This is a genomic window from Streptomyces palmae (assembly GCF_004684805.1).
In the GTDB taxonomy this organism is placed as follows: domain Bacteria; phylum Actinomycetota; class Actinomycetes; order Streptomycetales; family Streptomycetaceae; genus Streptomyces; species Streptomyces palmae.
In genome coordinates this window covers 1-10,513 of the sequence record NZ_SRID01000245.1, presented here as the reverse complement: position 1 = coordinate 10,513, position 10,513 = coordinate 1, and the positions used below count along the sequence as shown (strand labels likewise).

At 70.8% G+C, this 10,513-nt stretch carries 10 protein-coding genes; 4 read left to right on the top strand and 6 right to left on the bottom strand.

What is annotated here, in order from left to right; genetic code table 11:
- Positions 1-74: 74 nt before the first annotated feature.
- The gene (locus E4099_RS22245) at positions 75-689 is read right to left on the bottom strand and encodes a DUF1707 SHOCT-like domain-containing protein (RefSeq protein WP_135340882.1); all 615 of its coding nucleotides are present in this window, start codon (positions 687-689) and stop codon (positions 75-77) included.
- 556 nt (positions 690-1,245) lie between these two features.
- Between E4099_RS22245 and E4099_RS22240 the strand changes: the two genes are divergently transcribed.
- A complete protein-coding gene (locus E4099_RS22240; protein ID WP_135340881.1) occupies positions 1,246-2,946 on the top strand; it encodes a fumarate hydratase in 1,701 nt (566 codons plus the stop codon).
- Positions 2,947-3,471: 525 nt separating this feature from the next.
- Complete coding sequence (locus E4099_RS22235) at positions 3,472-4,959, top strand: FG-GAP-like repeat-containing protein (protein ID WP_135340880.1); 1,488 nt, start codon at positions 3,472-3,474, stop codon at positions 4,957-4,959.
- Between the two features lie 81 nt (positions 4,960-5,040).
- Here the strand turns inward: E4099_RS22235 and E4099_RS22230 are convergent, their stop codons facing one another.
- From E4099_RS22230 to E4099_RS22220, 3 genes are all read right to left on the bottom strand, one after another.
- Positions 5,041-6,057, bottom strand: a complete 1,017-nt coding sequence (locus E4099_RS22230; protein WP_135340879.1) for a CU044_5270 family protein — start codon at positions 6,055-6,057, stop codon at positions 5,041-5,043.
- Positions 6,050-6,661: an RNA polymerase sigma factor gene (locus E4099_RS22225; RefSeq protein WP_135340878.1), complete on the bottom strand. Its 612-nt coding sequence runs from the start codon at positions 6,659-6,661 to the stop codon at positions 6,050-6,052. Before E4099_RS22225 ends, E4099_RS22230 begins: the two co-directional genes overlap by 8 nt.
- Before the next feature lie 93 nt (positions 6,662-6,754).
- Positions 6,755-6,985 carry a hypothetical protein gene (locus tag E4099_RS22220; protein ID WP_135340877.1) on the bottom strand — a complete coding sequence of 77 codons (231 nt, stop codon included), beginning with the start codon at positions 6,983-6,985 and terminating at the stop codon, positions 6,755-6,757.
- Between the two features lie 413 nt (positions 6,986-7,398).
- On the opposite strand from E4099_RS22220, the gene E4099_RS22215 reads away from it, so the two are divergent.
- Both E4099_RS22215 and E4099_RS22210 read left to right on the top strand, forming a co-directional pair.
- Complete coding sequence (locus E4099_RS22215; RefSeq protein WP_135340876.1) at positions 7,399-8,244, top strand: helix-turn-helix domain-containing protein; 846 nt, start codon at positions 7,399-7,401, stop codon at positions 8,242-8,244.
- Complete coding sequence (locus tag E4099_RS22210; protein ID WP_135340875.1) at positions 8,223-8,444, top strand: DUF397 domain-containing protein; 222 nt, start codon at positions 8,223-8,225, stop codon at positions 8,442-8,444. The genes E4099_RS22215 and E4099_RS22210 overlap by 22 nt, the downstream gene beginning before the upstream one ends.
- Positions 8,445-8,464: 20 nt before the next feature.
- Here the strand turns inward: E4099_RS22210 and E4099_RS22205 are convergent, their stop codons facing one another.
- Together E4099_RS22205 and E4099_RS22200 are read right to left on the bottom strand one after the other, a co-directional pair.
- Positions 8,465-8,911, bottom strand: a complete 447-nt coding sequence (locus tag E4099_RS22205) for a GNAT family N-acetyltransferase (RefSeq protein WP_135340874.1) — start codon at positions 8,909-8,911, stop codon at positions 8,465-8,467.
- A gap of 202 nt (positions 8,912-9,113) precedes the next feature.
- Positions 9,114-10,513: ricin-type beta-trefoil lectin domain protein (locus tag E4099_RS22200; RefSeq protein ID WP_135340873.1), on the bottom strand; the 1,400-nt coding region annotated here is incomplete at its 5' end.

Genomic DNA, 10,513 nt, shown 5'->3' with positions numbered 1-10,513 from the left:
GCCTCCGCCCCGCCCTCGCGCCAGAGCCGGCACGGGGATGTGAAGATTTCGTGCGCATCCGCCCGCCGGGGGGCTCAGCCGGCGCGCAGGTTCTTCAACCGCTTGCCCCGCACCGCCTTGGCCTCCACCCCGCTGAACAGCGCGATCCCCCGGATGCGGATCACCGGCGCCTGCGGATCGGGCGCCTCGTAGCTCGCCACGTCGAAGGCGCCGAAGATCCCGGTGCCGGTGCCGCGCAGCGAGACGTTCTCCGGGACCTTGATCTCCACACCGCCGAAGAGCGACCAGACGTTGACGGTGATCTCCTGCTGCTCGAAGACCGCCTCGGTCAGATCGATCTCCACCCCGCCGAAGACCGCCAGGGCGTTGGTGCGGTAGCCCACCCGGAAACGCCCCCGGCGCATCGCCCCGCCGAACACCGCGACCAGGTTCTGGGTGGCGGGTACGGACCGGGGCGGCCCGCCCCCGTCGCCGGCGGCCGGCGCGGCGGAGCCCCCCGAGGCGGGCAGGTCGCGGATGAGCGGTCGCAGCTCACCGCGGGTCCGGGCCCGGTAGACGGCGTCGATCCGCTCGGCGTGCTCCTCGGCGTCGAGCCTGCCCTCGGCGAGCGCCTCGCGGAGGATGTCGGCGATCCGGTCCCGGTCCGCGTCCGAGGCGCGGATGTCGGGCTCCCCCTCGGGACCGGCCATGACCCCCGGCGCCGCAGGCTCGCCCCCGGCCTCCTCGGCCCTCGCACCGGACTCCCCCCGAGCCTTCTCGGCAGGCTTCTCTCCGGCCGGCTCCCCGCCCTTCTTCCCGACCGCCCCCGCGGCTCGCACGGCCGCGACGGCGCCTTCGGCGGTGGGCACGGCTCCCCCGGCCGCGGAGTCGCCCGCGACCGCGCGTGGTTCGGCCGCGGTCGCCGTGGCTGCCGCGGGCACAGCGCCGGCAGTGTCGGGGACGGCCGCGGGCTCAGCGTCGGCCGCGGACTCGGGGACGGCCGCGGACTCGGGGTCGGCCGCGGGCGACAGGGGCAGGGGCTTGGTCAATGGCACCGGCTGCTGCTCTTCCACCCGAACAGCCTAGCGAAACGCGATAGGTCGCGATAGCGACAACACACCGGCTGCCACCGGCCGGCTCGCCCGCCGAAGGCCCTTTCGCCGCTGAGTGCAACCTCACCCCCGAGCACCCGGAGCCGCGTTCTACGCTGGAGGGCGCTGTCGACGAAGCCAGCCACCGCCGCCCGCCGAGTGAGGATTGCCCCTGATGCCCGCCGACTCCCAGCCCGCCCAGCCCGAGTTCGCCTACACCGACCTGCTGCCGCTCGGCGAAGACACCACCCCGTACCGCCTGGTGACCGCCGACGGTGTGAGCACGTTCGAGGCGGACGGCCGCACCTTCCTCAAGGTGGAGCCGGAGGCACTGCGCAAGCTGGCGGCCGAAGCGATCCACGACATCCAGCACTACCTGCGCCCGGCCCACCTGGCCCAGCTCCGGAAGATCATCGACGACCCGGAGGCGTCCGCGAACGACAAGTTCGTCGCCCTGGACCTGCTGAAGAACGCGAACATCGCGGCGGCCGGCGTGCTGCCGATGTGCCAGGACACCGGCACCGCGATCGTGATGGGCAAGCGCGGCCAGAACGTGCTCACCGAGGGCGGTGACGAGGAGGCCCTGTCCCGCGGCATCCACGACGCCTACACCCAGCTGAACCTGCGCTACTCCCAGATGGCCCCGCTGACCATGTGGGACGAGAAGAATACCGGCACCAACCTGCCGGCCCAGATCGAGCTGTACGCCACCGACGGCGGCGCCTACAAGTTCCTCTTCATGGCCAAGGGCGGCGGCTCGGCCAACAAGTCCTTCCTCTTCCAGGAGACGAAGGCCGTGCTCAACGAGGCGAGCATGATGAAGTTCCTGGAGCAGAAGATCCGCTCGCTGGGCACCGCTGCCTGCCCGCCGTACCACCTGGCCATCGTGGTCGGCGGCACCAGCGCCGAGTACGCCCTGAAGACCGCGAAGTACGCCTCCGCGCACTACCTGGACGAGCTGCCGGCGGAGGGCTCGCCGCTGGGCCACGGCTTCCGCGACAAGGAGTTGGAGCAGAAGGTCTTCGAGCTCACCCAGAAGATCGGCATCGGCGCGCAGTTCGGCGGCAAGTACTTCTGCCACGACGTGCGCGTGGTCCGCCTGCCCCGGCACGGCGCCTCCTGCCCGGTCGCCATCGCGGTCTCCTGCTCCGCCGACCGCCAGGCCGTCGCGAAGATCACCGCCGAGGGCGTCTTCCTGGAGCAGCTGGAGACCGACCCGGCGCGCTTCCTCCCGGAGACCACCGAGGAGGAGCTGACCGAGGGCGCGGGCCCGGACCTCGACGCGGTCGCCATCGACCTCGACCAGCCGATGGACGACATCCTGGCCGAGCTGACCAAGCACCCGGTCAAGACCCGGCTGTCGCTGACCGGCACCCTGGTGGTGGCCCGCGACATCGCCCACGCCAAGATCAAGGAGCGGCTGGACGCGGGCGAGGGCATGCCGCAGTACCTCAAGGACCACCCGGTCTACTACGCGGGCCCGGCCAAGACCCCCGAGGGCTACGCCTCCGGCTCCTTCGGCCCGACCACGGCCGGCCGCATGGACTCCTACGTGGAGCAGTTCCAGGCCGCCGGCGGCTCCAAGGTGATGCTGGCCAAGGGCAACCGCTCCCAGCAGGTCACCGACGCCTGTGCCGCGCACGGCGGCTTCTACCTCGGCTCCATCGGCGGCCCGGCGGCCCGCCTGGCCCAGGACTGCATCAAGAAGGTGGAGGTCCTGGAGTACGCGGAGCTGGGCATGGAGGCGGTCTGGAAGATCGAGGTCGAGGACTTCCCGGCGTTCATCGTGGTGGACGACAAGGGCAACGACTTCTTCACCGACCCGGGCCCGGCCCAGCCGTTCGTCACCACCATCCCGGTCCGCCAGGGCGCGTAACGCCTCCGGCGGCCACCGCCACCCCGGCCACGGGCCCCGGTCGCACGGGGCCCGTGGGAGCGGGGGCGTTGCTCGGTGTCCTTGGGGTGCCGAGGAGAGGCATAGACCAGGATGACGGTGCGCTTGTCCTCATCCGCCAGGTAGCGCACCCGGCCTCCACTGGTGACCTCGTACCCCCACTGGTCCGGGTGACTTCCCGTGCCCGGCACCGCCCCGTCCGACCGGTGACGGACCCCGCGCGCGGGGCCTGTCACGGCTACAGGTCGCGGTGGACCTCGCGCCGGTGCCCGACCCTGGCCACCGCCTCTCCTGCGAGCGCCTCCCCGGGGCCCCGACCGCCGCCCCCCGGTACTGCCCGAGGGGAGCGGGTTCACGCTCGGGCGCTGGGCCGCGTACGAACGTTCACCTTGGCGTGAACGCACCACCGCCGACGTACAACCATCCGTTCACCTCCAAGGTCATAGCGGATGGATCCTCCAAGGTCCGCTTCAGCCCTGAGAGTTCGTCTCCTGAAGGTGGAGTGTTTTGCGGATACGTACTTCGGCCATCGCCATCACCGTCGCCGCCGCAACGGCGGGCCTGACACTGGCCCTGGCCCCCACCACGAGCGCGGTCGCGGTCACCGCCAAGGCCGGTGACTTCAACGGCGACGGCATCGCCGACCTCGTGGTGGCCAGCCCCGGCGCCCGCGTCGGCGGGTCCGCCGGTGCCGGCTCGGTGACCGTCACCTATGGCTCCGCCAACGGTGTGTCCCCCGCCCGTTCGGTGACCATCACCCAGAACTCCTCCGGTGTCCCGGGCACCGCCGAGCCGGGTGACCGCTTCGGCAGCTCCTACGCCACCGGTGACCTCGACGGCGACGGGTACACCGACCTCGTCGTCGGGGCGGCCGGGCAGAAGCAGCCGTCCGGCAATCGGGCCACGGGCACGGTCACCGTCCTGTGGGGCGGGGCGAAGGGCCTCACCCGGGGCGGCATCGCCGTCGGCAACCCGGCCAAGGCCGACCCCAATTGGAACGCCGCGTTCGGCCGTCAGGTCGCGGTCGGTGACTTCGACGGCGACGGCCGCGACCAGCTCGCCGTGGTCTCCGACAGCCAGCTGTGGACCTACGGGAACGGCTTCACCCGCACCACCTCGCCCACGGCCGTGCTCAGTGGCCAGGAGTTCGAGTTCGCCACACTGACCGCGGGCGACTTCCAGGGCACCGGCCGGGACCAGCTGGCGGTCACCGGCGAGACGGACTGCGACGACGCCGCCTGCTACTACGCCGCGGTGTACGGGGCGAACGCCGACGGAAAGGTCGTCCGGGAGAAGGCCCTCCCGGTGCCCAGCGCCAGGCCCAACGGGGGGGACCACGAGACCTTCTCCGCCGCGGCGGGCGACGTGAACCACGACGGCTTCACCGACCTGGTCACCGGCCAGGCGGCGTACGAAGACCCCCGCTACAACAACGCCGGCTACGTCTACGTGCGCTACGGCAGCGCGGACGGCCTCACCGCGGACCGCACCGCCAAGCTCGACCAGAACACCGCGGGGGTGCCCGGCGTCAACGAGAACGGCGACCGCCTCGGTGCCTCGGTGGCCGTCGGCGATGTCACCGGCGACGGCTACGACGACGTCGTGGCCGGCGCCCCGGGCGAGACCGTTGGCGGTGTCAAGCAGACCGGCGAGGTCGTGCTGTTCAAGGGATCGGCGGCCGGTCTCACCGGCAACGGCGCCCAGGCCTTCCACCAGGCGACCAGCGGCGTGCCCGGGGCGTCGGAGGCGTACGACTGGTTCGGCTCCGGGGTCCGCGTGATCGACATCAACGGCAACGGCAAGGCGGATGTCGTCGTCGCCGCGCGCGGCGAGGACGTCTTCGCCGGTGCGACCAAGGCCGGTGTGGACGGCGCGGACTGGGTGCTGCGCGGCTCGAAGGACGGGATGACCACGACCCGCGCCACCTCCTTCAGCGAGAAGTCCTTCGGGTTCACCTACCGCAACGGCGAGTTCGGCTCCGTACTGGGCAACTGACCGATCGCTGCGCAGCGATCACCGCAGGCGCACCTGGGCAGTGACGGACCCCGGCCGGTTCCGGCCGGGGTCCGTCATGCGTCAGTGCGTCTGGCCGGGCTTGTCGACCACCGCGTTGGCCAGCACCGCGATCTCCCAGCCGAACTTCGGGTCCCTCCCGGTCACCGAGGCATCCCAGCCGGCCCCCCGGAAGGCGTAGGTCTTGGGGTCCAGGAAGAGGTAATCGGCAGTGTTCTTCCCGTTGACCCGCTCGATGCTCCTGATGGCCAGACTGCTCCGGCCGGCGGCGTCGTCGACCCGCTGCTCCAAGACCTCGACTCCGGGGATGAGGGCGAGTGCCCGGTACAGGGTCGCGTTCAGCTCGGGTGGCAGCACGGACCCCGTGAGCAGGATGTTGGAAATCCTCCGGAATTCGCGGTTCTTCCGTCCCGTCTGGTCGAGGAAGTCGGTATCGAATTCGCTGTCGAAAGATGTATCGGAGCGGATCTGCTCCAGCAGCTTCCGTGGATCAGTCGGCAGTTTGGCGATGTTGTCGAGCAACTCCTCCGAGGATTGGGATCCCTGCGGCTCGGTACCGGCCATGTCATCGGAAGGCAGGTCCTCGTCGCCCATGTCACCGGGAGGCAGCTCCTCGTCGCTGATGACGATCTTGCCGTGCTCGTCGCGCTCGGCGTACTTCTTGCCGTCGAACCGCTCCCACGTCTCTGACTCGACATCAATCGGCTCCGGCAGCACCATCTTGCTGTAGATCCACTGGTCGGGACGCGGCCGGATGACCTTGTGGTGCCGCACCGATTCGGCGGCCCGCTCCATCACCTGGGCCACGGTCACGGTCTGCACCTGCTGCTTCTGAGGCGATCCCTTGTCCCCGGGCGCGACGACGAGCGCACCGGCGACCACGCTCGCCGCCACCGCCACGGGGATGGCCAGCCGCCAGGGCTTCCCCCATCCGGTCAGCCATCGCGGGGCCCCGCTGCGGCTCCGCGCGTCCGCCCCGGCCGCGGCGGCGAGAAGGGAGCGGCGCCCCGGGGCCAGCCGGGCGGCGTCGGGCTCCGGCGCCGACGGGCGCATCTCGCGTACTGCCTGCAGTTCATCCACGGGTGGCTACCTCCTGAACAAGAGTGGGGTCGATTCCGCCGAGCGCCGCGCGCATCTTCTTGCGGGCCCGGTTCAGCCGGGACCGCACGGTGCCGATCGGGATGCCGAGGGCCTGGCCGACCGCGTCGTAGGTGAGTTCGGCCCAGGCGATGAGCAGCAGCACATCGCGGTCCTTCGCCGAGAGTGCGGCGAGTGCCGCGGCAAGCTGCTTGCTGGAGGCCTGCGCGCTGACCTGTCCGTCGATCCGGTCGGTGTACGACTCGGCCACCGGGTCGGTGCCGGTGCGGGCCAGTGCTCGATAGGCACGCACCTCGGCTCTTCGGTGCTTGCCGATCAGGTTGGCGGCTATCCCGTACAGCCATGGCAGGGCGTCGGGGCGGCTCAGGTCGTAGCCGCCGCGCCGACGGAAGGCGATGAGAAAGGTGTCGGCGACGAGGTCATCGGCGAGATCCTGACCGAGGCGCCGCGCCACATAGCGGTGGATGGTGGCCGCGTGGCGGTCGTAGAGGGTCGCGAAGACCTCCGGGTCCGCCGCGGACTGCTCGATCAGTGCGGCGTCGTCGGTACGTGCCCGGTCTGGCGTGAGCCGGGAATGGGCGGTCACTGATGCTCCGTTCGTTCCGTCGTCCCGGGGCGGCACCCGCTGAGACGTTCACCCTCTATTCCCCGGTCCCCGGACAGGGGTTCACGGATTTCCCTAACCGGGCTCCGACTCCCTGTGATCGTGGATTCTGGGTGACCGGCCCAGGTCCCGGCAGCGGAGGCAGGCGCAGGGCGGGTACGCGTGGGACATCAGCGGGGGCAGGTGGTCCCCGGCCCTGATCTCCACCTCGGGCCGCTCCTCGGTGATGATCCCTTTGGGGCTGATCCAGTAGACGCGCAGGGTCATCAACCGCTGCCGGGGCGCCGCCGGTCCGTAGTCCGTCATCCGCCCCACCGCCTCTCCCCCGCGAGGACATACGGACGGGCCAGGGTGAGGGCGTCCCCGTCGATCGGCGGGACGTGGTTCCGGCGGTGCCGGGCGACGGGGTGGCGCGGCGGGTCCCACGGCCGCACGAGGACCACGCGCGGCCCCTGGCAGCGGCAGGCTGCCACCCCGTTGGCCCGATGGCGTCCTCGCGGGGCGAAGAACCGGCCTAACGCGAGCAGGAGTCGATGGATAGAGTCGAACATGTCATCAGCCCTTGTGTATTAGCTGGTGGCCATGCCCCGGGACCGGTCGCCGGGGTCCCCCACGTGAGTGGTCATGACCCTGAGTGCGCCCATCGTGACGCACCCGTACCTAGCCTCAACAGCATTGAGGCGTCCCCTGCGCCGCCAGGGGACGGGAAGGGCGGGCCCATGAAATTCCAGCCGCGTGAACTCACGCCGCACCACTCCGTACGCGACCTGTTCGGCGCGGAGCTGCGCTACCACCGCGAGAAGGCGGGGATGTCGCTACGGCAGCTCTCCGATGTGCTCAAGTACAGCAAGTCCCAGCTGGCGAGGTACGAGGCGGGGGAGGCTCTGCCCTACGACGACCTCCCGGCCATGCTGGACGCCTGCTTCGGTACGAACGGGCTCTTCGTCCGCCTGCACGCCGCAGCCAAGAAGGAACCCTTTCCCTCCAAGTACCGGCGGGCATTGGAGATCGAGGCCCAGGCGACCGTGATCGAGCAATACCTGTGCGCCACTGCTCCCGGCTTGCTGCAGACACCCGCGTACGCGGATCGGCTGATGCGCATCGGCCAGCCGAATGCCCCTGACGCGGAAATCGCGGCCTTGGTGAAGGCCCGAATGGACCGGCAGCCCCGCTTGTACGGTCCGGAAGCACCGCGCTGCTGGTTCATCCTCGACGAGGCGGTACTCCGACGTCCGGTGGGCGGCGCGGACGTGATGCGATCACAGCTCATGTCCCTAATCGAGAACGGGACCAAGCCCCAAATCACCATCCAGGTGCTGCCCTTCGAGGCGGGCGAACACCCAGCACTCGGCGGGTCACTCAACCTTTACTCGCATCCGAAGCAGCAGGTGGCGTACCTGGAAGGCATCCGGTGCGGACAAGTCTTCGACGACCCGAAGGACGTCGCAGAGCGACGGGACAACTACGATCTGCTCAGGGCCATGGCCCTGTCGCCCCGAGACTCCGAGGCGATGATCCGAGCGGCGATGGAGGACTGCACACCATGCGAAGCACCCCGGACCTGAGCACCGCCAACTGGCGCAAGAGCAGCTACAGCAACATCGACGGCGGCGACTGCGTCGAAATCGCCGACAACCTCCATGGAGTGATCCCCGTGCGGGACAGCAAGGACCCCGACGGGCCCGCGCTCGTGTTCGGTGCCGCTGCCTGGGCCGCCTTCATCGGTGACGTCAAGGCGGGCGGCCTGGACTTCGGCGCGGTCTGAGGCGAAGCGCCTCCACCCCGTCAGAGCACCAGCTTGAACCCGTCGTGGCTGCGGGCGAAGCCGAGTGAGGCGTAGAAGCGGTGGGCCTCGGTGCGGCGCTTGTTGCTGGTGAGTTGGACCAGGGTGCAGCCGCGGTCGCGGGCGCGGTCGATGGCCCAGCTCAGCAGGGTGCGGCCGAGCCCGGCGCCGCGGTGGTCGGCCCGTATGCGTACCGCCTCGATCAGGGCGCGCTCCTGGCCGTGGCGGCCCAGGCCCGGGATGTAGGTGAGCTGGAGGCAGCCGAGGACCGTGCCGTCGCCGTCGACCAGCACGATCATCTCGTTGCGCGGGTCGCTGTCCACCGCCTCGAAGGCCCGGGCGTACGCCTCGTCCACCTCCACGGTGGCGGGGTCGACCACCTTCTCCTCGTCCCTGAGCAGGGCGATGATCGCGGGTAGGTCGGCGCGGGTGGCGGTGCGGAACTCCATGGTGGGAGAGCTTGGCATACGCGGGTCGGCCAGGGTCCGGCTGATCTGGTCATGGCAGCCGCCCTGCCAGAACCTGGCTGACCCGTTCGCAGGCGGCCCGCCCCGCCCGGGCCCCGGGTCTCCCGGTCGGCCCCGAGGGGTGCCGCCCACGACGTGCGGGCCCCCACCGGGAGGGCCCGCACGCGTGGTCGTCCGGGTGCCGTCAGGCGAATCGCTGGCTCGCCGAGCCGTCGCACTTCTGGAGGCGGACCGGGTCCTTCGCCGAGGCCAGGCTCAGGCACAGGTCCGGTGCCGCGGTCGGGCGGAGGGTGGCGCCGTCGCGGGTGAACTTCTGGTTGGTTCCGCCGTGGCAGTCCCACAGGACCAGGGCCGTGCCGGCGGTGTACTTGCCGCCGGGCACGTCCACGCAGCGGTCCTGGGACAGCTCGGTGAGCAGGGTGCCGCGGGCCGCGTCGTACCACCAGCCCTGGTTGCGGCCGCCGTGGCAGTCCCAGCCGACCACCGCCGTCCCGTTGCGGCTGACCGCGCCGGAGGCGTCCACGCAGCTGCCGGTCGCCTCGTTGCGCAGCGGGCGGTAGACGTCGTCCCAGGCCATCGGGAACAGCTTGGGCTGACCGCTGGAGTTCACGTCCGCGCAGCTCGCCTCGCGCAGCGAGGAGTTGTAGAGCTGGGTGAGGCAGGCCGCGAAGGCGGCGTGGCCGCGGTTGTTGGGGTGGAAGGACTGCCGGACCGAGTTCTCGTCCGGGAGTCCTGGCTTGCTCAGGTCGATGTAGAGCCCGCGGGCCCAGGTGTTGTCGCTGCACACCTCGTGGCCGTGGAAGAGGCGCGAGTTGTCCAGGAAGATCGCGCCGGTGTCCGCGGCGGCCTTGCGCATGCCGCGTTCGAAGGCGGGTACGGCGCTGTCGCGGGCCCAGGCGGTGTCGGACTCGTATCCGGTGCAGCCGCCGGGGATCTTGCCGGGGTAGTCCGGGTTGTCCTCGACGTCGGGGCCGATCGGGCTGGGGTAGCCCATCACGACCAGCTTGTAGTCCTGGTCGGCGTACCCGGCGTCGCGCATGGTGGTGCGCAGGTCCCGGACCGTCGTCTCGACCTTGGGGACCAGGCCGTCCACCCGGGACTGCCAGCCGGGCTGGTACTTGGGCGCGCAGGCGCCCTGGAGGGTGAGCCAGCGGACCACGCAGTCGGTCATCACCGGGCCGAACTGGAGGTCGTCGTTGGCGCCGGCGACCAGCACCACCATCTTGATCCTGGTGTTGCGGGCCTTGATGGCCAGGCTGTCGCTCTGCACCAGTTCGTCGGCGTACTGCTTGCCGCCGCCGATCCGGATGTTGGTGGTGTTGGCACCGGAGCAGGCCACGTTGTAGGTGACGTCGGCGGCGATGCCGGTGCGGTGGATGGCGGAGTCCGGGGAGCGGTGGCACCAGTTGTCGGGGCCGTTGGTGCCCGCTTCGTAGGTGCCCACGCCCTCCCCGGAGATCTCGCTGTCGCCCAGCGAGATCAGCGAGGTCTTCCGCTGGTCCAGGGGGCGCTCGGCGGAGTCGCCGTAGAGCTTGGTGGCCTCCGCGGCGCGGATCTGCTCCAGCTCGGGCGGGAGGGGGGTGG

Excerpts from the sequence above, each read along its gene's own strand:
- E4099_RS22240 (WP_135340881.1), top strand. The coding sequence starts at position 1,246 with ATGCCCGCCGACTCCCAGCCCGCCCAGCCCGAGTTCGCCTACACCGAC.
- E4099_RS22245 (WP_135340882.1), bottom strand. The coding sequence starts at position 689 with ATGGCCGGTCCCGAGGGGGAGCCCGACATCCGCGCCTCGGACGCGGAC.
- E4099_RS22215 (WP_135340876.1), top strand. The coding sequence starts at position 7,399 with ATGAAATTCCAGCCGCGTGAACTCACGCCGCACCACTCCGTACGCGAC.
- E4099_RS22210 (WP_135340875.1), top strand. The coding sequence starts at position 8,223 with ATGCGAAGCACCCCGGACCTGAGCACCGCCAACTGGCGCAAGAGCAGC.
- E4099_RS22205 (WP_135340874.1), bottom strand. The coding sequence starts at position 8,911 with ATGGAGTTCCGCACCGCCACCCGCGCCGACCTACCCGCGATCATCGCC.
- E4099_RS22220 (WP_135340877.1), bottom strand. The coding sequence starts at position 6,985 with ATGACGGACTACGGACCGGCGGCGCCCCGGCAGCGGTTGATGACCCTG.